This window comes from Microbacterium sp. 4R-513 (genome assembly GCF_011046485.1).
Classification (GTDB): domain Bacteria; phylum Actinomycetota; class Actinomycetes; order Actinomycetales; family Microbacteriaceae; genus Microbacterium.
The window spans coordinates 89,736-112,552 of sequence record NZ_CP049256.1 but is presented as its reverse complement, the minus strand read 5'-3'; the positions used below and the strand labels follow the sequence as shown (position 1 = coordinate 112,552).

Genomic DNA, 22,817 nt, shown 5'->3' with positions numbered 1-22,817 from the left:
GAGCCCCGGATGCCGGGGCTCGCCGTCCGCTTCGTGTGGTGGTCCACCGCGGGGTGGGGCGGGGCCGAGGGGGCCGTGTGGCAGGCCGGAGGCATCCGGCGATAGTGTCGGAGGCGGCAACGGCGCCGATTCGTCACCCGACCTAAGGACCACACATGAAGATCGGCATCCTCACGAGCGGCGGCGACTGCCCGGGACTGAATGCGGTCATCCGCGGCGTCGTGCTGAAGGGGACCACGACCTACGACCTCGAGTTCGTCGGCATCCGCGACGGATGGCGCGGGGTCGTCGACGGCGACTTCTTCCCGCTCACGCGGCACGAGGTGAAGGGCCTGTCGAAGGTCGGCGGCACGATCCTGGGGACCTCGCGCACCAATCCCTACGAGGGTCCGCGCGGCGGAGCCGACAACATCTCGAAGACCCTCTACGGGCACCGGATCGACGGCATCATCGCGATCGGCGGCGAGGGCACCCTGGCGGCGGCGGAGCGCCTCTCGAAGGACGGCATCAACGTCCTCGGCGTCCCGAAGACCATCGACAACGACCTTCGCGCGACGGACTACTCGTTCGGCTTCGATACCGCCGTGAACATCGCGACCGATGCGATGGACCGGCTCCGCACGACCGGCGATTCCCACCAGCGCTGCATGGTCGCCGAGGTCATGGGCCGGCACGTGGGCTGGATCGCGCTGCACGCCGGCATCGCCGCGGGAGCCCACGTCATCTGCATCCCCGAGGTGCCTCTGTCGATCGATGAGATCGTCGACCAGGTCACCAAGGCGCACGACCGCGGCCGGGCGCCGCTCGTCGTCGTGTCCGAGGGCTTCACCATGACGGGCATGGACGAGGCCTACAGCGACAAGGGCCTCGACGCCTTCAACCGCCCGCGCCTGGGCGGCATCAGCGAGGTGCTCGCGCCCGAGATCGAGCGACGCACCGGCATCGAGACGCGGGCCACCGTGCTCGGACACATCCAGCGCGGCGGATCGCCGTCTGCGTTCGACCGGGTCCTCGCGACCCGCCTCGGCCTGCACACGGCCGACGCGGTCATGGACGGCTCGTGGGGACAGATGGTCGCGCTCCGCGGCACCGACATCGTGCGGGTTCCCTTCGCCGACGCGCTCGGGGAGCTCAACAGCGTCCCCCAGTACCGCTACGACGAGGCCGCCGCCCTCTTCGGCTGACCCGGCCGGCCGGCCGGGCCGGCGCTGCGCCGCCGGCGCCCCGGCCGCGCCCGGGCCCCCGGCTGCGCGCTCGGTGCCGTCGCCGAGCCATCCACCGTCCCTTCTCCTCGGCATGTCCCGAAGTTGGTCGCTCCGGCGCCGCCGAAGCGGCCAGCATCGGGACATCAAACGCTGAGCCGGGGCCTCTGCTCCTCGCTCCTCTCGGGCATGTCCCCAAGTTGGCCATTCTGGCGTCGCCAATACGGCCAACTTCGGGACACCAAACGCGGAGCCCCGCCCTGGCGTCATGCGCTGGCGTCGCCCGCCGGGCGAGGCATCCACCGTCCCCGCTCTTCTCCTGCATGTCCCGAAATTGGCCGCTATACCGCCGCCGAGCCGGCCAACTTCGGGACATCAAACGCTGAGCTAGGCCTCTGCTCCTCGCTCCTCTCCTGCATGTCCCGAAATTGGCCGCTATAGCGCCGCCGAAGCGACCAACTTCGGGACACCAAACGGTGAGCCGGGGCCTCCTCCACACAGCGTGGGGCCGACGCGGATCGCACCATCGATGCCCGAACGCCCGGGTGAGCCCGAGGGGCGAAGACAGAGTGGCCGGGTGCGTCATCCTGTTCTACTTCCTGCGGAACTTCCCTCCGTCTTCAGCGTTCCTTCAGCACTTGCTCTCGGCGTCTCCCGGAGCCGGTTGCGCCGATCAGACCTCCGCGCACCGTTCCACGGCCTTCGAGCGGCGGTGACCGAGCCGGCAGCCGAGGATCTCCTCGAGCGCTGCCTCGAGTACGCGCCGCGCCTGAAGCCGTGGCAGTTCTTCAGCCACGACACAGCGCTCGGCCTACTCGGCGCGCCTCTGCCCGAGTGGCCGTATCGAGTTCGCCTCCACGTATCGGCACACCGCCCCGCGCGCGAACCACGCACGGAAGGGGTGGTCGGGCATCGGCTTCAGCTCCGCGAGGCGGAAGTCGGGTTGGGGCCCGCCGGTCTTCCCGTCGAGCACCCGGTCAGAGCGTGGCGTCAGGCCGGCTGCCTCTGGAGGCTCGAGGACCTCATCGCCGCTGCCGACTTCCTCGTCGCGGGCGAGTCGCCTCTCGCGACGGTCGACCAGCTCCGGGAGGAGATCGCGGTCATGGGCGACGTGCCCGGGAGGCTGCTCAGCCGCGCCGTTCCGCACATCCGGACCGGTGTGCGCTCACCCCGGGAAACCCGACTGCGCCTGATGCTGGTACGCGCCGGACTACCCGAGCCAGAGGTGGCGTGGATCCTGCGAGACGCCTCTGGTCGGCAGATCGCCGAGCTCGACCTGGCCTATCCACGGTGGCGGGTCGCGCCCGAATATGACGGCCGCATCCATGCCGACGATGCCGCCCAGTTCGCCAAAGACGGCGACCGCTGGGACGCCATCCGCGCCGAGGGCTGGGATCACGTCCGCATCATGAAGCATCACATGCGCGGCGGCGGCGGCATAGCCGTTCAGAAGGTGCGGGCCGCCCTGCTCCGCGCCGGCTGGTCACCGACGCGCGACCGTTGAACAGTTTGATGTCCCGAAGTCGGCCGCTTCCGCGCCGCCGGCGCGGCCATTTCGGGACATGCAGGCGGGGGAGGGATGTCTCAGCCAACGCCGCACCGCCGAACAGTTTGATGTCCCGAAGCTGGCCGCTTCCGCGCCGCCGGCGCGGCCAATCTCGGGACATGCGCGTGGGGGAGGGATGTCTCAGCCGACGCCGCACCGCCGAATCGTTTGATGTCCCGAAGCTGGCCGCTTCCGCGCCGCCGGCCCGGCCATTTTCGGGACATGAAGTTCGGGGGCGGGATGCCTCTGCCGACGCCGCACCGCCGACGAGGTTATGTCCCGAAGTTGGCCGCTTTCGCGCCGCCGGAGCGACCAACTTCGGGACATGCAAGTGGGGGGAGGATGCGTCAACCGCCGGAGGCGGCAAACTCAGGCGTCGGCGAGGCCCAGGACGTCGAGGAGCCAGGCCAGCTCGAACGCACGCTCGCGCCACGCGTTGTAGCGGCCCGAGACGCCGCCGTGGCCGGCGACCATCTCGCACTTGAGCAGCGCGTCGGCACCGACCTCGCGCAGCCGCGCGACCCACTTCGCGGGCTCGACGTACAGCACCCGCGTGTCGTTGAGCGACGTGACGGCGAGGATCCTCGGGTACGAGGCATCCGTCCGCACGTTCTCGTACGGCGAGTACGACTTCATGTAGGCGTAGACGTCCGCGTCGTGGAGCGGGTCGCCCCATTCGTCCCACTCGATCACCGTGAGCGGCAGCGAGGGGTCGAGGATCGTCGTGAGGGCGTCGACGAACGGCACGTCCGCCAGGATGCCGGCGAACAGCTCCGGCGCGAGGTTCGCGACGGCGCCCATGAGCAGGCCGCCCGCCGAGCCGCCCTCCGCGACGAGCTGCGACGGCGACGTGTAGTCGTTATCGACGAGGTGCCGGGCGCAGTCGACGAAGTCGGTGAAGGTGTTGCGCTTGTGGAGGAGCTTGCCGTCCTCGTACCACTGGCGTCCCATCTCGCCCCCGCCGCGGACGTGCGCGACGGCGAAGACGACGCCGCGGTCGAGCTCGGACAGACGCGGCACCGAGAGGCCGGGCTCGATCGAGTGCTCGTACGACCCGTAGCCGTAGAGGTGGACCGGCCGGGGCGCGGAGCCGGGGTCGCCGAACGAGCGCTTCCAGACGAGCGAGATCGGGATCTGGGTCCCGTCCTGCGCGGTCGCCCAGACGCGCTCCTGTCCGTAGTCGGAGGGCTCGTAGCCGCCGAGGACCGGCTGGCGCTTGCGCAGCAGCAGCTCACCCGTCGCGATCTCGTAGTCGTACACCGTGCTCGGCGTCGTGAACGACCCATAGCCGATGCGCAGCAGGGGAGGAGCCCACTCGGGGTTGCCGCCGCCGCCGACGGCGTAGAGCGGCTCGTCGAACTCGAGCTCGGTGACCGAGCCGCGGGCGTAGTCGAGCAGGCCGAGGCGCGCGAGGCCCCCGCGTCGGTAGGCGACGACGCCCCAGTCGCGGAAGGTCGACATGCCGAGGATCCGCCGGCCCGGTTCGTGCGGGACGACGACCTCGCGAGCACCGGCCGGATCGGATGCCGCGACCCGCACGACTTCGAAGTCGAGGGCTCCGTCGTTGTGGACGACGTAGAAGACGCCCTCGCCGTCGACGACGGCGTCGTGCACCTCGTACTCGACGCCCTCGCGCCGCGGCCACACGACGCGCGGCTCACCGCGCAGGTCGTCGGCGTCCAGGATCCACTCCTCAGAGGTGATCGACGAGCCGAGCCCGATCACGAGGTAGCGATCGCTGCGCGTGAAGCCGGCGCCGACCCAATACCGCTCGTCGGGCTCGTGGAAGAGCTTGGCGTCATCGGCCACGGGCGTGCCGAGCTCGTGCAGCCACACGGTGTCGGGGCGCCACGCATCGTCGACGGTCGAGTAGACGATGAAGCGTCCGTCGGGGGAGAAGCCGGCTCCCGCGAAGGTGCCCTCGATGACATCGGGCAGCTGCTCGCCCGTCACGAGATCGCGCACGCGGATCGTGTAGCGCTCGTCGCCGGCGACATCGACGCCGTACAGCATGAGACGGCCGTCGTTCGAGACCTCGAAGCTCCCCAGCGAGAAGAACTCGTGCCCCTCCGCCTCGATGTTGCCGTCGAGGAGGATCTGCTCGCCGGGCACCTCGGTGTCGGGGGAGAGCTCGGGCGGGGTCCAATCCTCGGCCGAAGCCAGCGGCGCCCGGCACTGGATGCCGTACTGCTTGCCCTCGACCGTGCGCCCGTAGTACCACCAGTCGCCGTGGCGGCTCGGCACCGACAGGTCTGTCTCGAGGGTGCGGCTCTTGATCTCATCGAAGATGCGCTCGCGAAGCCCCGCCAGGTGCGCCGTGCGCGCTTCGGTGTAGGCGTTCTCAGCCTCGAGGTGCTCGATGACGTCGGCATCCTCCTTCGCCCGGAACCACTCGTACGGGTCCTCGAACGCGTCGCCGTGGTGGGTTCGCGAGACGGATCTGCGCGCCGCGACGGGGGGAGTCGAAGGGGGGATGGATGCCGCGCCGGGCGTGTCCTGAACAGTCACGTCACCACGCTATCCGAGGCGCATCCGGAGGGGTCGCGGCAGGGTTATCCGATATCCGAAGGATGTGCGAGGATACCTCCTGGCTCGGTTAACGGAGCATGAAACCCCGCCGAACTTTTCGTTCGCACGCCGATCGCGTCGGCAAACCCTTCTGAAGCAACTCTACGGAAAGCGAACGGTGGAAACCGCAGCCCTGCTCGTGGTGCTGGTCATCGCACTGGCACTGTTCTTCGACTTCACCAACGGATTTCACGACACGGCGAACGCGATGGCGACGCCGATCGCGACCGGCGCCCTCAAGCCCAAGGTCGCCGTGCTCCTGGCCGCACTCCTCAACCTCGCGGGCGCGTTCCTGTCGACCGAGGTCGCCAAGACGATCTCCGGCGGGATCATCTACGAGGATCAGATCTCGTCCTCCCTGTTCCCGGCGATCATCTTCGCGGGGCTCATCGGCGCCATCACGTGGAACATGCTGACGTGGCTTCTGGGGCTGCCCTCCAGCTCTTCGCACGCGCTGTTCGGCGGACTCATCGGCGCCACGATCGTCGGCGTCGGCTTCATGGCGATCGACTTCAGCGTCGTCTTCTCCAAGGTCGTGCTTCCCGCGATCATCGCCCCCCCTCACCGCGGGGATCATCGCCTTCGCCGCGACGAAGCTGGCCTACGTCATCACGCGGCGCTACGACGGGCGGCCCGACGGGCGCGACGGCTTCCGGGTCGGCCAGATCTTCACCTCGTCTCTCGTCGCGCTCGCCCACGGCACGAACGATGCCCAGAAGACGATGGGCATCATCACGCTGCTGCTCATCGCCGTCGGCTGGCAGACGAGTCCCGAGCCGCAGACGTGGGTGATCTTCGCGTGCGCCATCACGATCGCGCTCGGCACCTACACGGGCGGTTGGCGGATCATCCGCACGCTTGGCAAGGGGCTCACCGAGGTCAAGCCGGCGCAGGGCTTCGCGGCCGAGGCATCCACCGCGGCGACGATCCTCTCGTCGAGCGCCCTCGGCTTCGCCCTCTCCACGACGCAGGTCGCGTCGGGCTCGGTCATCGGCTCGGGTCTGGGCCGACGCGGTTCGAAGGTGCGGTGGCGCACCGTCGGCCGCATCGTGGTGGGCTGGCTCCTCACGCTCCCCGCGTCGGGCGCCGTCGGCGCCTTCGCGGCGCTCCTGGTCGTCTGGCTCGGCGGGTGGGGCATCGCGATCGACGCGGTTCTCGCCTTCGCGGTCGTCGCGGGCCTGTTCCTGCGCTCGCGCCGCAACGAGGTCAACGCCGCCAACGCGATGAGCGAGGTGGCCGACTCCGTCGCCGCCGTCAAGGTGAAGCGCAATCCGCCGCCCACGCGCCGGCAGCGGGCACTGCAGCGCATGCAGGAGCGGGAGCAGGGACGGCAGGACAAGGGGGCGCCGAAGTGAACATCACGATCGACTGGATCGCGTTCGTCCAGGTCTTCATCGCCGCGATGATCGCCTCGGTGCTCGTCGTCGGCTTCTACGCGCTCGGACTTCGCCTGCTCGTCCGCGCCGGGCGAGCGCCCGTCGTCGCTCCGGCGGAGTTCACCGACGCCATCGCCGTCATCACCGAGAAGCAGCGCGCCCGCGCCGCGAAGGCCGCGGCCAAGGCCGCGAAGAAGAGCCCGCTCAGCGACGGACAGAAGCGGTTCGCCCTCGTGTGCGCCTACGCCTCGTTCGCCGTGTGCGCGCTCGCCGTGCTCGGCGGACTGCTGCTCATCCTCTTCAACCACTGACCGGCTCCGCGGAACCGTCTGACCCCGGCCGTAGGCTGGGCGTATGGTCCCCACGACCCCAGCAGCCGCGGCCGGCACCCCGCCGGAGCCGACCGGACACGTGGAACCCACGGCATCCGTTCAGTTCGGCCAGCACCCGCAGGCCCGGCGGACGATCCTGCACCTGAGCGACACGCACTTCCTCGCGGGCAATCGGCCCCTGGCCGACCGCTACGACACGGCGGCGAACTTGGGCCGCACGCTCGAAGCCGTCGAGCGGCTCGGGCTTCGGCCTGACGCCATGGTCTTCACCGGCGACCTCACAGACCTCGGCGAGCCCGAGGCCTACGCCGCGCTCAGAGAAGCGGTTCATCCCGTCGCGGACCGGCTGGGTGCGCCCCTCGTGTGGGTGTCGGGCAATCACGACGAGCGCCCCGCCCTGCGCCGCGACCTCCTCGGCCTCGACGCGACCGAGGAGCCGGTCACCGGCGTGTGGGACCTCGGCGGGCTCCGTCTCGTCGCGCTCGACACATCGGTCCCCGGCTGGCATCACGGCGACCTCGACGCGGCGCAGCTCGACTGGCTGCGAGGCATCCTCTCCACCCCCGCGCCGCTCGGCACGATCCTCGCCATGCACCATCCGCCGCTGCCGAGCCACGTGCCGCTCTTCGACATCCTGGAGCTCCGCGACCAGGGGCGGCTCGCCGATGCCATCGCGGGCACCGACGTGCGGGCGATCCTCGCCGGCCACCTGCACTACTCGACCAGCGGCACGTTCGCCGGCATCCCCGTGAGCGTCGCGGCGGCGACCTGCTACACGATGAACCTCACTCGCCCGGCGGCCGACGTGAACGGGATGGATGCCGGACAGTCGTTCCATCTCGTCCATGTGTACGACGACACGATCACCCACGCCGTCGTGCCGGTGCTCGATGCGCCCACGGGCGACTACTTCTCGGCGGAGTGGGTCGAGCGGATGTCGCGGCTCACTCCCGAGGAGCGGCTCGAGGCCTTCTCGCGCAAGCCCGGGCGGTGACCGGAGGAAGCGGTCCAGGCCCGGGTTGACTTAGAGCGCGCTCCAAGTTCTACCGTGGGCACATGACCCTCCTCCACGAAGGCGTCTCGATCTCGGAGGCGGCGGCTGCGACCGGACTCTCGACGCACTCGCTGCGCTACTACGAGCGCGCCGGGCTCATGCTCGAGCCCATCGACCGCGCGACGTCGACCCATCGCCGTTACAGCGAGGCTGACATCGGCTGGGTGCAGTTCCTCACTCGGCTGCGCTCGACCGGGATGCCGATCGCCACGATCCGCCGGTACACCGAACTCGCGCGGCGAGGCGACTCGACGGTCGCCGAGCGACACCAGCTGCTCGTCGACCACCGCACCGCGGTCCTCGCCCAGCTGGACGACATCAGGGCGAGCCTCGCCGCCATCGACATCAAGATCGCCATCTACGAGCAGCTTCACGAACAGCTCCCCGAGAAGGAAGAAGCATCCGCATGAAGAACATCACCCTGGGCACCGACGGACCCGTCATCGGAAGGATCGGCCTCGGCCTCATGGGCATCAGCGCCTTCTACACCGGCGCGAAGCAGGACGATGAGGGCGGCATCCGCACCATCCACCGCGCCCTCGAACTGGGCGTGAACTTCCTCGACACCGCCGAGATCTACGGTCCGTACGTGAACGAGGAGCTCCTCGGGCGTGCGATCGCCGACCGGCGGGACGAGGTGGTCATCGCGACCAAGTTCGGCACCATCCGGCACACGCATGGCGACCAGCCCGGCCTCGATGGCGGTCGCGAGAACGTGCGGCTCTCGGTGGAGGGATCGCTCCGGCGGCTGGGCACCGACCACATCGACCTCTACTACCAGCACCGCATGGATCCGGGCACGCCCATCGAAGAGACGGTGGGCGCCCTCGCCGAGCTCATCGCGGAGGGGAAGATCCGCCACTACGGGCTCTCGGAGGCCGCGCCGGCGACGATCCGCCGCGCCCACGCCGTCCACCCCGTGACGGCGATCCAGACCGAATACTCCCTCTGGAGTCGCGATCCCGAGGCCGAGGTCCTCCCGACGGTCCGCGAGCTCGGCATCGGCTTCGTGCCCTACTCGCCCCTCGGACGCGGGTTCCTCACCGGGTCGATCCGCTCGCTCGACCAGCTCGACCAGAGCGACTTCCGGCGCAGCAACCCGAGGTTCGCGGACGGCAATCTGGACGCGAACATGGCGATCGTCGAGCAGGTGGCGGCGGTCGCCGACGAGGTCGGTGCCACGCCCGCGCAGGTGGCGCTGGCGTGGCTGCTCGCGCAGGGTGACGACATCGCACCGATCCCCGGCACGCGGCGGGTCGAGCGCCTGGAGGAGAACGTCGGCGCCGACGCCGTGGTGCTGTCGGACGAGCAGCTGGCGACTCTGGGGAGCCTGGATGCCCCGGCCGGCGACCGCTACGCGGACATGACTCCGCTCAACCGCTGAGCGGATCCCGAGGGGGCTACGAGCGCAACCCGGCATCGCCGCGACGTACAGCCGCGGCGATGCCGGTATCCGCCGTGTACGGGGAACCTCGAGGGTCCCGCGAGTAGTGTCGAGGCAGCCCCCCACACCGCCGTGACCCACCCACGAGGACTCCGAACCATGGCTCAGGACGCGAAGACGCGCACCCGCACCGAGACCGACTCCCTGGGATCTCTCGAGATCCCCGCCGACGCGTATTGGGGCATCCACACCGCCCGCGCGCTCGAGAACTTCCCCATCTCCAACCGGCCGATCTCGGTCTACCGGGACCTCGTCGTCGCTCTCGCGATGGTCAAGCAGGCGTCCGCACGGGCGAACCACGAGATCGGCGTCCTCGACGATGAGCGGGCCGACCTCATCGACCGGGCCTCGCAGCTCATCATCGACGGGCAGTTCCACGACCAGTTCGTCGTTGGCGTCATCCAGGGCGGCGCGGGCACGTCCACCAACATGAACGCGAACGAGGTCATCACCAACGTCGCGCTGGAGCTCGCCGGCCGCCCCAAGGGCGACTACGCCTTCCTGTCTCCCATCGACCACACCAACCGCAGCCAGTCGACGAACGACGTCTACCCGACGGCCATCAAGATCGGCCTGAGCCTCGACCTCAAGTCGCTCCTCGAGGAGCTCGACCTGCTGCGCAAGTCGTTCCTGGCGAAGGCCGTCGAGTTCCACGACGTGCTGAAGATCGGGCGCACGCAGCTGCAGGACGCCGTGCCCATGACGCTCGGGCAGGAGTTCCACGGCTTCGCGACGACCCTCGGCTACGACTACCAGCGCCTCAACGAGAACGCCTACCTCCTGTACGAGGTGAACATGGGGGCGACGGCGATCGGCACCGGCATCACGACGCACCACGACTACGCGGCAGCGGTCGTGCGCCACCTGCGAGAGATCTCCGGCCTCGACCTCGCAACTGCCGACGACCTCGTCGAGTCCACGAGCGACACGGGATCGTTCATGTCGTTCTCGGCATCGCTCAAGCGGAACGCGATCAAGCTGTCCAAGATCTGCAACGACCTGCGGCTGCTCTCCTCCGGGCCGCGGGCGGGCTTCGGCGAGATCAACCTGCCGGCGCGCCAGGCCGGATCGAGCATCATGCCGGGCAAGGTCAATCCGGTCATCCCCGAGGTCGTCAACCAGGTCGCGTTCGCGGTCGCCGGTGCCGACCTGACGGTCACGATGGCGGTCGAAGGCGGGCAGTTGCAGCTCAACGCGTTCGAGCCCGTCATCGCGCACTCGATCTTCCAGTCGATCACGTGGATGCGCCGCGGCATGCGGACGCTGCGCATCAACTGCGTCGACGGCATCACCGCCAACCGCGAGCGTCTCGGGGCGATGGTCGGCTCGAGCGTCGGCGTCATCACCGCGCTCACGCCCTTCATCGGCTACGCCGCCGCGGCCGCCCTCGCCAAGACGGCGCTCCTCACGGGGCGCAACGTCGCCGACCTCGTGGTCGAGGCGGGACTCATGTCGCGCGACGAGGTGACGAAGCAGCTGTCGCCCGCGCGGCTCTCGGGCCTTGAGACCGTCACGGCCGCGATCCCGATCGTCGCGCCCGACGCGGCTCGGGCGGACGCCGACGAGGCCGCTCTCGACGAGGCCCTCGCCGCCGTGGATGCCCGGACCACAGGGGTGCGCGCCGTCGATCGCCCCTGACCGCGGGTCGACACGCACCCGGTTCGACCCCGCGCGGGCGGGGCGGAACCGCTACCGTCGGAGAGACAGTCGCACCGACCAGGAGGCTCCGCATGTCCACACCGCCCGCCGACGGCTCCCAGCCGCCCGCCTACAACCCGCCGCCCGCCTACAACGCGGGTGATGCGGGCGCGCCCCAGTACGGCTCCGCACCGCCGCCCGCCCCTCAGTACGGCTCCGCACCGCCGCCCGCGCCCCAGTACGCGGCGGCGCCTCCGGAGCGCCCGGGACGGACGCTCGGCATCGTCGCGTTCATCCTGTCGTTCTTCGTGCAGCTCATCGCCCTCATCCTGGGCATCGTCGCCCTGGTGCAGAGCCGCAAGGCGGGTCAGAAGAACGGCTGGGCGCTCGCTGCGATCATCATCAGCGCCGTCCTGATGATCCTCGGCGTCATCCTGTTCTTCGCCATCGTCGTCCCGCTGCTGACCTTCTCGTCCGAAGTGCTGCAGGCGTGCCAGGCGGTGGACTTCTCGGGCACCGTCGAGGTGCGCGGCATTCCGGTCGACTGCTCGACCGTCTCGCGCTGACAGGTTCCGACGGCGGGCGACTCCACGGGAGCGCCCGCCGTCGTCGTCTGCGTTGTCAGTCGGTGATGCGGCAGTGGGTCGTGAGCTCGCCGATGCCGTCGATCCCGACGGTCACGGTGGAGCGATCGCGAAGGAACACCTGGGGATCGCGGGAATAGCCGGCGCCGCCCGGGCTCCCCGTCGAGATGAGCGTACCGGGCAGGAGCGTCGCGGACTTGGACAGATGCGAGATGAGCGTCGCGACCGGCCGGACCATCTGCCCGGTGCTGGCGTCCTGCAGCGTGTGGCCGTCGAGGACGGTCCAGATGTGCAGATCCTGGGGGTCGGCCACCTCGTCGGCCGTCACCACGTAGGGTCCCGTCGGCGTGAACCCGTCGAAGGACTTGCAGCGCGACCACTGCGCCTCGGAGTACTGGATGTCGCGCGCCGTGATGTCGTTGACGACGGTGTACCCCCACACGTGGTCGAGCGCCGTCTCGGGCTCGACGTCCTTCGCGGGGCGGCCGATGATGACGCCCAGCTCGGCCTCGTAGTCGACGGATTCGCTGAGCGACCTCGGCCACGTCGTCGTCGCGTCGTGCCCCGAGAGGGAGTTCGGCCAGAGCACGAACACAGTGGGCGTCGAGTCGGTCTTGAGGCCCAGCTCGCTCGAGTGCGCCGCGTAGTTCAGGCCGATGGCGAGGATGACAGGCGGAGCGAGGAGGGCCGACGCGAACGGGAGTCCCGAGACCGGATGCCCCGCACCGGCGGTGGCCGAGGCATCCCGAACCTGCTCGAGCAGCTCGTCGCCGCCGGCGATCAGGTCCTCGAGGAAACGCGGCGCGCCGGGGAAGAGCTCTTCGACCACGAGGGCCTCGTCATCGCGGATGACTGCGAGTCGCGGCTCGGCCGCCCCGGGCGGGGTCACATGGGCGAAGCGCATCCTTCAACGCTACATGGGCCGCCGATTTGTAGGCTGTTCGCATGATGCAACCCGGGTTCGACTCCTCCGACCGAGCGCGCACCCCCGGGAGCTTCCCCTCACCTCTCGCGCAGCCGAGCCTGACGCCTCCGGCGCCGATCGCGACGCCCACCGTGTCGCCCGCGCCGCTGCAGGCCGCCGCGCCGGCTCGCTCGGGCCGGAGCGCACCGATCTGGATCGGCGGCATCCTCGTCATCCTGCTGATCGCGCTGGTCGGCTACTTCCTCACGTTCATCGGCACCGGTGCGTCGCTTCTCGGTGCGATCCTGGCGCTCATCCCGCTCGCGGGGGTGCTGCTCGCCATCCGGCTCATCGACCGCTGGGAGCCCGAACCGCGCGGGCTCGTCATCTTCGCCCTCGCGTGGGGCGCGATCGCCGCCGTCGCGATCGCCCTGGGAGCCGACCTGCTGATCGCACTCGTGGTCGGTCCGCGGGACACCTACGCCGCCGAGGTGTTCCAGACCGTCGTGCAGGCTCCGATCGTCGAGGAGTTCGCCAAGGGGCTGGGCGTGCTCATCGTGTACGCGATCGGTCGGCGCGCATTCGACGGGCCTGTGGACGGCATCGTCTACGGCGCGCTGGTCGGAGCGGGGTTCGCGTTCACCGAGAACATCCAGTACTTCGCCGTCAGCTATCTCGAGGGCGGGGTGGGCGAGGCATCCACGACCTTCTTCGTGCGCGGGATCATGTCGCCGTTCGCACACGTGATGTTCACGAGCGTCACGGGCTTCGCTCTGGGACTCGCGGCACGCCGCGGCGCCACGACAGGTCAGGCGATCGGGCCGTGGCTCATGGGCCTCGCGGGCGCGATCCTGCTCCACGCCTTCTGGAACGGCTCGGCCGTCTTCACGGATTTCTTCTCGGTCTACCTCATGCTGCAGGTGCCGCTGTTCATCCTCTTCGTGATCGGCATCCTCGCCCTCCGCCGCGAGGAATCCCGGCTCACCCGCACGAGGCTCGGGGAGTATGCGGCCGCCGGGTGGTTCACTCCGCAGGAGGTCGACATGCTGGCGACCCCCGCCGGGCGCAAGGCGGGCCTCAACTGGGCCCGGACGCTCCAGGGCGACCGCACGCCGGTGATGAAGAGGTTCATTGCGGATGCCACGTCCCTCGCGATGGCGCGCCAGCGCGCCGTCACCGGCCGCGACCCGCGCGCCGGCGAGGAGGAGCGAGAGCTGCTCGGCCGGACGGCCGCCGCCCGGCAGGCACTGCTGTCGCGCTAGCAAAACTCAGCGCTCGGTGCCGCGGCGATGCCTGCGTGTCTACCGAGCGCTGAGCTGGTCCTGACACCAGGGTGCTATACCGCGCGAGTGGGCGTCAACCCCCCCCCGTCGGCGCGTCGGTCCGATGCGCCCGCGCCTTTGACCCGCCCCGCCCCGTCGGGTTGGATGGACTCATGACTGATGACCGCACCAAGCCCGACATCGACGCTCCCGTGGGTCCTGCGCCCGACGAGCTCGTCATCCGCGATGTGATCGTGGGCGAAGGCGCCGAGGCGAAGCCCGGCGACACCGTGACCGTCCACTACGTGGGCGTGGAGTACGAGTCGGGCGAGGAGTTCGACTCGTCCTGGAACCGTGGCGAGAGCATCCAGTTCCCCCTCCGCGGCCTGATCCAGGGCTGGCAGGACGGCATCCCGGGCATGAAGGTCGGCGGCCGCCGCGAGCTCGTCATCCCGCCGGACCTGGCCTACGGCCCTGCCGGTGGCCACTTCCTCGGCGGCAAGACCCTGATCTTCGTGATCGACCTGATCTCGGTCGGCTAGAGCGAGCGAGAGACGATCCGGGGGGCGGATGCTGCGGCATCCGCCCCTTCTTCGTTCACGGCGGGACGCGGGCGGCGTCGCAGGCGGTCCTGCGCGAGAAGGATGCCGAGGAAGACGACGAGGGCGCCGGCGGGCTCGTTCCAGCTGAGCTCTTCGCCGAGGATGAGCACGCCGAGCAGCACGCCGACGAGCGGCGTGATGTAGGTCACCGTCGAGGCGCGGGTCGGGCCCCACGCGCGGACCGTGTTCTGGTTCCAGATGTAGGCGACGCCGGTGCCGAGGCATCCGAGCAGGACGACGCTCGCCACGATCCAGGGATCGAGGGTGACCGGCGTGATGACGAGCACCGGACTCAGGACCACCATGATGGCCGCCGCGATGCCGATGTTGAGGAACGAGAACATCAGCGCGCTCATGCCCGAGTCGGAGACGAACCGGCGCATGTACGCCAGGCTGAAGCCGTAGCAGGCGGTGGCGCCGAGGATCGCGAACTGTGCGACGAGGCCCTGCGAGAAGTCGAGGCCCTGCCACGGCGCGATGATGACGACCACGCCGAGGATGCCGAGCACGATGCCGGCGACCTGGACCGGCTTGAGCTTCTCGACGCGGAAGAGGAGTCCGGCCATCACCGCGGTCATGATGGGCGTCGTCGCGTTGTAGATGCTCGCGAGTCCCGACGTGACGTGCTGCTGCGCCCACGAGAACAGCAGGAACGGGACGACACAGAACGACACGGCGAGAACCGTCATGTGCCCCCACACCACCGGCCGGCGGGGGAGCGCCTCGCGCCGGATCAGCACGAAGAGACCGAGGGTGAGCGCGCCGAGGACGAGGCGCGACCAGGCGACCTGCGCGGGCGAGAGGCCCCCGAGCGCGACTTTCATGAAGAGGAAGCTCGACCCCCAGATGATGCCGGTCAGCACGAACCCGATCGCGACCGACAGCTGCACCCTTTTCGGGGCGCGTGCGGGAAGGGTGGGATCGGTGGGAGTCACGCGGCGACTCTAGCCCCGGCATCCGACGTCCTGAGCGGATCCAGGATGCGACGTCCGAAATCCGCCGATGAGTGGCCGGAAGGGTGCACGTCCGGCGGTCGTCGAATGAATTTGTATTCACGGGAATAGATGAAGAAGACTCGAGCGTTGACACCCGTAAGCCGCCGGTACCGTGCCGGCCCCCAGACGAAGGACACCAGCCTCATGACCGACACCCTCTCGAAGATCGACGTTCCGGGCTACCGCGCAGGCACGTGGGTGCTCGACCCCGCTCACAGCGAGGTCGGATTCACCGTGCGCCACATGATGATCTCGAAGGTGCGCGGCCACTTCGCGATGAAGAGCGCGACGCTGATCGCCCCCGAGAACCCGCTCGACGCCAAGGTCGAGGCGCACGTCGACGCCACATCGCTCGACACCAAGGATGCGGGCCGTGACGCCCACCTTCGCTCCGCCGACTTCTTCGACGTCGAGACCTACCCGTCGATCGACTTCGTCTCGACGGGCGTGCGCGTCGAGGAGGGCCAGATGCTCGTCGACGGCGACCTCACGATCCGCGGCGTGACCAAGCCGGTCACGTTCGACTTCGACTTCGGCGGCTTCGGCGCCGACCCGTGGGGCAACTACAAGGCCGGTGCGACGGCGACCACCGTGATCAACCGCGAGGACTTCGGACTCACCTGGAACGCGGCCCTCGAGACCGGCGGCGTGCTCGTCGGCAAGGACGTCGCGATCACGCTCGACCTGCAGGGCGCGCTCCAGCAGGACTGACAACGCAAGACGGAGAGCGGATGCCTCGGCCCCCGGGCCTCGAGGCATCCGCTCTTCGTCGTCTCACGGGACGGGATTCTCGGCGTCGTACGCGCGGAAGCGCGGGCTGAGCCGCACGAGGAGTGAGACCAGTCCGATGATGACGAAGCCCCCGAGGAGCGGCGGGAACCACAGAGCCGTGAGCGTCGCAAGCGTGCCGGCGTAGAGCGCGCCGACGCGCGGACCGCCGGCCACGACGACGATGAAGATGCCCTGCAGGCGTCCGCGGATCGCGTCGGGCACGGCTGCCTGCACCATCGTGTTGCGGTAGATCGAGCTGACGTTGTCGGAGGCGCCCGAGACGGCGAGGCACACGGCCGCGAGGACGATGAGCGGGACGTTCGGCGAGGCCGGGCCGACGGTCTCGGGCGCGAACACCCCCAGTGCGGCGAGTCCGAGCACGGCGCCGAGGCCGGCGATCGAGACGCCGTAGACCTGAATCGAGCGTTCGATGCCGAGCCCCTGCCGACGCACGCGCCCGATCGGGCCCGAGAAGAGGCTGGACAGGAAGGCGCCCGCGGCGATGGAGGCCGTGAGGAGTCCCGTCGTGATGGGGCCTCCGCCGAGGAGCACCGCTCCGATCGCCGGGAAGAGTGCGAGCGGCTGGCCGAAGGTCATCGCCGTGATGTCGAGGATGAACTGCAGCCGGATGTTCGCCGCCTTCTTGAGGAAGCGCGCACCGTCGCGAAGAGACTCCAGCCCCGGCCGCACGACCTCGCCCTCGGGCCGGATGGACGGAAGCGTCCACAGGCCGAGGAACAGCGAGGTCATGAGCACGACGTCGAGCGAGTAGGTCCACGCGTAGCCGGCGAACGCGACGAGCACGCCCGCGAGCGCGGGCCCGACCATGACCATGATGCCGACCGTGATCCCGCCGAGCGCGGAGGCGGCGGGCAGCAGCTCGCGGGGGAGCAGGCGAGGCACGATGGCCTGCCGCGTGGCGAGCACGATGGAGTTCGCCGACGAATTGACGATGCTGAGCGCGTAGAGCCACCACACCGTCTCGAGCTGCCCCCATGCGAGCACCGCGAGGAGGAGCGTCGAGGCGAAGGTGACGGATGCCGCGATCAGCGCCACGCGCCGCCGATCGAAGGCATCCGCGAGCATGCCGCCGTACAGGCCGGCGAAGATCATGGGCACGAGACCCGCCACCGCGATCATCGACACGGCGAACGTCGATTGCGTGAGGTCGTACATGTGGAGCATGACCGCGACGATGGTCAGCTGGCCGCCGAGGCCCGCGAGCGTCGAGCCGATCCACATGCGCGTGAACGCGGGGCTCACCCGGAACGGGGTCAGGTCGATGAAGTGGTCGCGGCGGAGCCGAGGCATCCGGCGGGGCTTGTCAGTCGTCATGACGGATCCTCGCAGCGCACTCTTTCGAGGCTACCGCCGCTGGGATCGGGCCGGCTTCGCCGAGCCCCCGCGGGTTCCTGAGCTTGTCGAAGGGCTGGTAGACTCTTGAGGTTGCCGTTGGATCGGCCGCGGAGAAAGAGAGCTCGCACATCGGGTGACGGGCACCGCGCAACAAGGAGAGAGGGGATCACCTATGGCACTGGAAGCAGACGTCAAGAAGGCGATCATCGAAGAGTACGCGACGCACCCCGGTGACACCGGATCCCCCGAGGTGCAGGTCGCGATGCTGACGCAGCGCATCAAGGACCTCACCGAGCACCTCAAGGAGCACAAGCACGACCACCACTCGCGTCGTGGGCTGTTCCTGCTCGTCGGTCAGCGCCGCCGTCTCCTGGGCTACCTCCAGGACATCGACATCAACCGTTACCGCTCGCTCATCGAGCGCCTCGGCCTCCGTCGATAAGGCAGAGCGAACCAGCGTTCAATCGCGCAAAACATTCTTGAGAAGGCCTCCCCACGGTGTGGGGAGGCCTTCATCGTTCCCGCGGCGCTGCGCCCCGGCATCCATGTCCCAATTCTGGCCGCTCAGCGAAGCGCAGAGCGGCCAGATTCGGGACATGCAGGAACTTCGGGACATTCGAGGCCGGGCCACAGCATCCGTGTCCCGAAAGGGGCCGCTCAGCGAAGCGCAGAGCGGCCAGATTCGGGACATGCAAGAACTTCGGGACATTCGAGGCCGGGCCACAGCATCCGTGTCCCGAAAGGGGCCGCTCAGCGAAGCGCAGAGCGGCCAGATTCGGGACATGCAAGGGGAGTCGGGGGCGAGAACCTCAGACGGATGCCGCGGCCCGCGCCGCGAGCAGGTCGGCGTGGTGGATCTCGGCCACGTCGGGGTGCGCGCGCAGGCGCGACTTCAGCGCGTTCTGGCCGTACAGCGAGTGGATCGGGTTCGTCGGGTCCTGCGTCACGCCACGCGCCTGCGCGGCGAGCTCGGCCGGCAGCTCGATGATCGGCAGCTGCGTGTCGAGGGCCGGGTTGAAGAAGAACGGCACCGAGATGCGGTCGTCGGGGTAGGCCGGCGAGATCACGCGGTGGTTCGTCGCGATGAGATAGCCCTGCGTCGCGTACTCCAGGAGCTCACCGATGTTGACGACGAAGGCGCCGGGGACGGGCGGCGCGTCGACCCACTGCCCGTCGCGCTCGACCTGTAGACCGCCCTTGCCGGGCTCGATCCAGAGGAGGGTCAGGACGCCCGAGTCCTTGTGGGCGCCGACGCCCTGCTGCGGCGTGGGGTCCTCCTTGCCGGGGTAGCGGATGATCTTGATGAGAGTCGAGGGCTCGCCGAAGTGATCGTCGAAGTACGACTCCTCGGCCCCCAGCGAGAGAGCCCACGCCCGCAGGAGCTTGCGCGCGACGATCGAGAGCTGCGCGTGCCACTCGGCGACGACGTCGCGCAGCTCGGGCTGTGCGGCGGGCCAGAGATTCGGTCCGATCAGCCGTGCGAAGTCCGGGGCATCCGCATCGGTGATCGCCTCCCGCTCGGGCCCGATGTCGATCTGCTCGCGCCAGTCGACCTTGCCCTGCGTGCGCTCGCCGCCGACTCGCGTGTACCCGCGGAAGTGCGGGCTCTTGACGTTCTCGATGGCGAGCTTCTCCTCCTCGGGGAGCGCGAAGAAGTCTCGCGCCGCGGTGTGGAGCCGTCGCTCGAGCTCGGGTGTGACACCCGAGCCCGTGAGGTAGAAGAAGCCCACGTCGTGGGTGGCGGCGCGCAGCTCGTCGCGGAACCGCGCAGCCGCGTCGGGGCCCTGGTCGAGCAGAGACAGGTCGAGGATGGGGAGGTTCAGCTCGCTCATGCCCCGAGGCTAGGCGGGGGCGCGGCATCCGTCGTCGTTTGTTGCCGACCGTTACCGCTCCCGCGATCTCATCCGGCGGGCGATTCCCGACGCGCCTGCCGGGCCGCCCGGAGCCGTCGGCGGTCCTCGTCGGTCGAGGCCGCTGCGGCCTCGAGCGCTTCCCGCGAGTCGCGCGCGAGGACGACGAAGCAGGCGCCCACGACGATGGCGGTGACCCCCGACACGCCGATCCCGGCCGTCGACGACAGCACGTTGGCGACCACCGTGAGGATCGCGAACGCGAGGACGACCAGGCGGAAGCCGCGCGGGAGCAGGGGATTGCGCCATGTCGCGACGACGAATGCGATCGTGAGCGCGCTGCCGACGAGGCTCGTGATCAGGAGGACGGCCTGCCACGAGCTCTCGCCGGTGAGGCCGAGCATCACGATGAGAGCGAGCATCACGAGGAAGGTCAGCGAGAGGCCATACAGCACGACGGCCATGCCGGGACCGTGGTGCGGGAATCCGGCGTAGGCGAAGACGAAGAAGGTCGCGGCGAGGCACGCGTAGTAGACGACGAAGGCGAACAGCGTCGCGATCGCGAGTTCGAACGACAGCGGCGAGGTCCATTCGCCGAAGGATGCCGCGATCCCGCCGACGATGAGCAGTGCGCCCGCGAGGGTCATCGACGGCGAGCGGCGTCCTGTCGCCGCCGGCGCCGACGGGGGCGGAGCCTGGACAGGTTCCGCGGCGGGACGCCGCAGCTCGGTCCAGGAACGGCCGTTCCAGAAGCGGAGCTGTTCATCGGGGTCCGCCGGGTCGGGGAACCAGCCGGCGGGCGCGGCCGTCCGATGGGGTCGGGGCCGCTGCGCGGCCTGATCCGGGTCATCGGTCATCTGTCGCCGCCTCGTCCGGTCCGACGCGAGGGGTATGCGGCCAGTCTGCACCGACGGTGAAACGCCTGTCGAGGTCTGGACAGCAGGCGCGTGCCATTGCCGCGCGCCCGGACCGAAGCCCCGGCGGGGGATCAGCCGTTCTGCCTCGGGTCGGCGTGCCGTGGTCCGGCGGGCCGCGGGATCTCGCGCGGACGTCGGGACCCGGTCGGGTCCGACCGATGACCCTCACGACGCGCGAGCGTCGGATCGGCGAACAGCCACCCCGGGCGCGGCTCGATGAGCGGCCGGAACACGGTGCGCACGGGCTTCGTCGCGAGGCCGACCGCAATGAGCACCGAAGCGACCATGACGATCGGCAGCCAGAGCCACGTGGGTTCGAGGCCCCGGAGCAGTCCCGACTCGCGAAACGGATAAAGCACGAACGAGTGGAGGAGATAGACGTACATCGTGTACTGCCCGAAGTGCGTCCACCAGTGCGAGCCCCGCGGCACGAGAGCGAAGAACGCCGCCGACAGGACCACCGCGACGATCATGAGCGCCAGGCGCACCCCACCTGCCCACCACTGCGTGCCGCCGAGGGCCGAGTAGTTGTCGTCGTAGAAGAGCCACTCCTTGAGCTGCATCGCGCGCCAGTCGTCGACGAAGAACCACGCCGAGAATCCTGCGGCGGCGAGCAGCGCGATCGAGGCCGCGAACACCCACCACTGGCGCCGGGCCAGCAGACCGAAGCGATCGATGATCCGATGTTCGTTGAGCCACCAGCCGAGCGTGAAGAACGGCAGGAGCCCGAGTGTGCGCGAGAGCGACAGCGTCGAGTCGATGTTGGGGAAGTAGCCCGCGCTGATCGAGATGACGACGGTCCACAGCAGGGGCCAGCGCAGGAGGGCGAGGTAGGGCAGCACGAGCCGGAACATCCCGAGCGCGAGCAGGAACCAGAGCGTCCACGACGGCTTCGTGAGGTTCGGCGAGGCGCTGCCTTCCACGATCCACTTCGTGAGCGTCCACAGCGCTTCGAAGATGACGTAGGGCACGAGGATGTCGGTGATGACGCGGGCCATCTGGCGGCGGGTGGGCGAGCCCCCCTTCGAGAAGTACCCCGAGATGATCGCGAACGCCGGCATATGGAAGGCGTAGATGAGCAGGTAGAGGCTCAGTGCTATGTCGGAGTCGTACGTCAGCCGCTGGGTCGCATGGCCCAGCACGACGAGCACGATGCATGCGAAGCGCGCGTTGTCCCAGAACGGCACGCGGCGCTTCGCCCGTTGCACTCCGACTGCCCCCGTCGCCGGCGGAGCGGGGGAGGAGGATGCCGCGGCAGCGGTCGGGGCGCTCGAATCAGTCATGGCGGGCGAACGCCACCCTATCCCGCGGGCCCCCGTCGCGCCCTCAACACCCGCCGGACGCGGAACTGCTCGACGGCCCTTTTCGGCGGTAGTCTCTTCGGCGCCATGACGACGATCGACGACGCACTCGAGCGCGATCGGGCGATCCCCGATCTGGATTGGCGCGCCTTCCCGGAGGGCACCGTCCGTGACCTCTTCACGGCTCCGAGCGGCACTCTGGCGCGCGTGACGCTCGGCGAGCCCGTCAAGGGACGCGTCATCCTGCTCCCGGGGGTGACGGGGTCGAAGGAGGACTTCACCCTCATGCTCCCGCTCCTCGCCGATGCGGGGTACCGCGTCGAGTCCTACGATCTGGCGGGGCAGTACGAGTCCGCGGGGGCGGGGCCCGAGAACCTCTCCCCGGCGCGGGTCCGCTACGACTACGACCTCTTCGTCGACGACCTGTACGCCGTGCTGGAGTCGGCCCCCGGTCCCGCCCACGTCCTCGGCTACTCCTTCGCCGGGCTCGTCGCGCAGCTGGCTCTCGCCCGCCGCCCCGAGCTCTTCGCGAGCCTCACGCTGCTGTCGGTGCCGCCCGCGACGGGGCAGGTCTTCCGCGGCGTCAAGCGCATCGGCCGCTTCAGCGGCGTCACGTCGGCGCGGCAGGGCGCGGCGCTCCTGCTCTGGGGCATCCGGAACAACCTCAACCGCGTGCCGCCCCGGCGTCTGGCGTTCGTGCGCGAGCGCTTCGCGCTGACGCGTCGATCGAGCATCGACGACATCGTGGGCCTCATGATGGCGACGCCGAGCTTCGCGCCGGCCGTGCGCGAGGCATCCATCCCGAAGCTCGTCGCCGTGGGCGCGCACGACCTGTGGCCGATCGAGCAGTATTCGTCCTATGCGCGGCGGATCGGCGCGCAGCTCGCGGTCTACGCGACAGGTCACAGCCCGTGCGAGACGGCCCCGCATCAGCTCGTGCGGGACATGCTGCGGCTGTTCGCGAGCGCCTGATCCATGCCCTCTCACAGGGCTCCAGCAGGCGTCGGGAATAACCTGGCGGCGCATACGTTGCACGAGATACATTCACTTGCATAGAAACGGATGCCACGAGCATCCGGGAAGCGGGAAGAGATCGTGAGCGAGACCACAACGTG

At 69.5% G+C, this 22,817-nt stretch carries 20 protein-coding genes and 1 pseudogene; 14 read left to right on the top strand and 7 right to left on the bottom strand.

From position 1 onward, the window contains the following. The first annotated feature begins 155 nt into the window (after window positions 1–155). Together G5T42_RS00545 and G5T42_RS00540 are read left to right on the top strand one after the other, a co-directional pair. Window positions 156–1,184, top strand: coding sequence for a 6-phosphofructokinase (locus tag G5T42_RS00545; RefSeq protein WP_165124020.1), 1,029 nt, complete (start codon window positions 156–158; stop codon window positions 1,182–1,184). 730 nt (window positions 1,185–1,914) lie between these two features. After that, the gene (locus G5T42_RS00540; protein WP_165124017.1) at window positions 1,915–2,706 is read left to right on the top strand and encodes a hypothetical protein; all 792 of its coding nucleotides are present in this window, start codon (window positions 1,915–1,917) and stop codon (window positions 2,704–2,706) included. A gap of 411 nt (window positions 2,707–3,117) precedes the next feature. Here G5T42_RS00540 and G5T42_RS00535 read toward each other — a convergent pair whose 3' ends face one another. Further along, entirely contained in the window at window positions 3,118–5,256 is a 2,139-nt protein-coding gene (locus G5T42_RS00535) for a S9 family peptidase (RefSeq protein ID WP_206535679.1), read from the bottom strand. Window positions 5,257–5,434: 178 nt separating this feature from the next. Between G5T42_RS00535 and G5T42_RS00530 the strand changes: the two are divergent. The 7 genes and pseudogenes from G5T42_RS00530 to G5T42_RS00500 all read left to right on the top strand — a co-directional run bounded on the left by G5T42_RS00530 (window position 5,435) and on the right by G5T42_RS00500 (window position 11,726). Next, window positions 5,435–6,671 (top strand): annotated as a pseudogene (locus G5T42_RS00530) (inorganic phosphate transporter). Further along, window positions 6,668–7,003 carry a peptidase gene (locus tag G5T42_RS00525; protein ID WP_165124014.1) on the top strand — a complete coding sequence of 112 codons (336 nt, stop codon included), beginning with the start codon at window positions 6,668–6,670 and terminating at the stop codon, window positions 7,001–7,003. Before G5T42_RS00530 ends, G5T42_RS00525 begins: the two are co-directional and overlap by 4 nt. Before the next feature lie 43 nt (window positions 7,004–7,046). Next, window positions 7,047–8,018: a phosphodiesterase gene (locus tag G5T42_RS00520; protein ID WP_165124011.1), complete on the top strand. Its 972-nt coding sequence runs from the start codon at window positions 7,047–7,049 to the stop codon at window positions 8,016–8,018. Between the two features lie 62 nt (window positions 8,019–8,080). After that, window positions 8,081–8,488 (top strand): MerR family transcriptional regulator, encoded by a 408-nt coding sequence (locus G5T42_RS00515; protein WP_165124008.1) that lies wholly within the window; start codon window positions 8,081–8,083, stop codon window positions 8,486–8,488. Continuing rightward, the gene (locus G5T42_RS00510) at window positions 8,485–9,462 is read left to right on the top strand and encodes an aldo/keto reductase (RefSeq protein ID WP_165124004.1); all 978 of its coding nucleotides are present in this window, start codon (window positions 8,485–8,487) and stop codon (window positions 9,460–9,462) included. Before G5T42_RS00515 ends, G5T42_RS00510 begins: the two co-directional genes overlap by 4 nt. Window positions 9,463–9,621: 159 nt before the next feature. Next, window positions 9,622–11,160, top strand: coding sequence for an aspartate ammonia-lyase (locus tag G5T42_RS00505; RefSeq protein WP_165124001.1), 1,539 nt, complete (start codon window positions 9,622–9,624; stop codon window positions 11,158–11,160). Between the two features lie 92 nt (window positions 11,161–11,252). Continuing rightward, complete coding sequence (locus G5T42_RS00500) at window positions 11,253–11,726, top strand: DUF4190 domain-containing protein (RefSeq protein WP_165123998.1); 474 nt, start codon at window positions 11,253–11,255, stop codon at window positions 11,724–11,726. A gap of 55 nt (window positions 11,727–11,781) precedes the next feature. Here the strand turns inward: G5T42_RS00500 and G5T42_RS00495 are convergent, their stop codons facing one another. After that, window positions 11,782–12,648: a fumarylacetoacetate hydrolase family protein gene (locus G5T42_RS00495; RefSeq protein ID WP_165123995.1), complete on the bottom strand. Its 867-nt coding sequence runs from the start codon at window positions 12,646–12,648 to the stop codon at window positions 11,782–11,784. A 41-nt stretch (window positions 12,649–12,689) separates the two neighbouring features. Between G5T42_RS00495 and G5T42_RS00490 the strand changes: the two genes are divergently transcribed. Together G5T42_RS00490 and G5T42_RS00485 are read left to right on the top strand one after the other, a co-directional pair. Continuing rightward, window positions 12,690–13,910, top strand: a complete 1,221-nt coding sequence (locus G5T42_RS00490) for a PrsW family intramembrane metalloprotease (RefSeq protein ID WP_241245897.1) — start codon at window positions 12,690–12,692, stop codon at window positions 13,908–13,910. Window positions 13,911–14,083: 173 nt separating this feature from the next. Next, complete coding sequence (locus G5T42_RS00485; RefSeq protein WP_133545400.1) at window positions 14,084–14,452, top strand: FKBP-type peptidyl-prolyl cis-trans isomerase; 369 nt, start codon at window positions 14,084–14,086, stop codon at window positions 14,450–14,452. On the opposite strand, the gene G5T42_RS00480 is transcribed toward G5T42_RS00485, so the two are convergent. Continuing rightward, a complete protein-coding gene (locus G5T42_RS00480) occupies window positions 14,449–15,396 on the bottom strand; it encodes a DMT family transporter (protein WP_165130005.1) in 948 nt (315 codons plus the stop codon). The genes G5T42_RS00485 and G5T42_RS00480 overlap by 4 nt on opposite strands. A 255-nt stretch (window positions 15,397–15,651) precedes the next feature. Between G5T42_RS00480 and G5T42_RS00475 the strand changes: the two genes are divergently transcribed. Continuing rightward, window positions 15,652–16,218, top strand: a complete 567-nt coding sequence (locus tag G5T42_RS00475; protein ID WP_165123992.1) for a YceI family protein — start codon at window positions 15,652–15,654, stop codon at window positions 16,216–16,218. 63 nt (window positions 16,219–16,281) lie between these two features. Here G5T42_RS00475 and G5T42_RS00470 read toward each other — a convergent pair whose 3' ends face one another. Next, window positions 16,282–17,613 carry an MFS transporter gene (locus G5T42_RS00470; RefSeq protein ID WP_241245896.1) on the bottom strand — a complete coding sequence of 444 codons (1,332 nt, stop codon included), beginning with the start codon at window positions 17,611–17,613 and terminating at the stop codon, window positions 16,282–16,284. Between the two features lie 193 nt (window positions 17,614–17,806). Between G5T42_RS00470 and rpsO the strand changes: the two genes are divergently transcribed. After that, window positions 17,807–18,076: a 30S ribosomal protein S15 gene (gene rpsO / locus G5T42_RS00465; protein WP_005048780.1), complete on the top strand. Its 270-nt coding sequence runs from the start codon at window positions 17,807–17,809 to the stop codon at window positions 18,074–18,076. A gap of 367 nt (window positions 18,077–18,443) precedes the next feature. Here the strand turns inward: rpsO and G5T42_RS00460 are convergent, their stop codons facing one another. From G5T42_RS00460 to G5T42_RS00450, 3 genes are all read right to left on the bottom strand, one after another. Then, window positions 18,444–19,466: an isopenicillin N synthase family oxygenase gene (locus G5T42_RS00460; protein ID WP_165123989.1), complete on the bottom strand. Its 1,023-nt coding sequence runs from the start codon at window positions 19,464–19,466 to the stop codon at window positions 18,444–18,446. 68 nt (window positions 19,467–19,534) lie between these two features. After that, window positions 19,535–20,341 carry a DUF2510 domain-containing protein gene (locus tag G5T42_RS00455; protein ID WP_165123986.1) on the bottom strand — a complete coding sequence of 269 codons (807 nt, stop codon included), beginning with the start codon at window positions 20,339–20,341 and terminating at the stop codon, window positions 19,535–19,537. A 131-nt stretch (window positions 20,342–20,472) separates the two neighbouring features. Beyond that, window positions 20,473–21,684: an acyltransferase family protein gene (locus G5T42_RS00450; RefSeq protein WP_165123983.1), complete on the bottom strand. Its 1,212-nt coding sequence runs from the start codon at window positions 21,682–21,684 to the stop codon at window positions 20,473–20,475. 105 nt (window positions 21,685–21,789) lie between these two features. On the opposite strand from G5T42_RS00450, the gene G5T42_RS00445 reads away from it, so the two are divergent. Then, window positions 21,790–22,674 (top strand): alpha/beta fold hydrolase, encoded by an 885-nt coding sequence (locus G5T42_RS00445; protein ID WP_165123980.1) that lies wholly within the window; start codon window positions 21,790–21,792, stop codon window positions 22,672–22,674. Window positions 22,675–22,817: the final 143 nt, after the last annotated feature.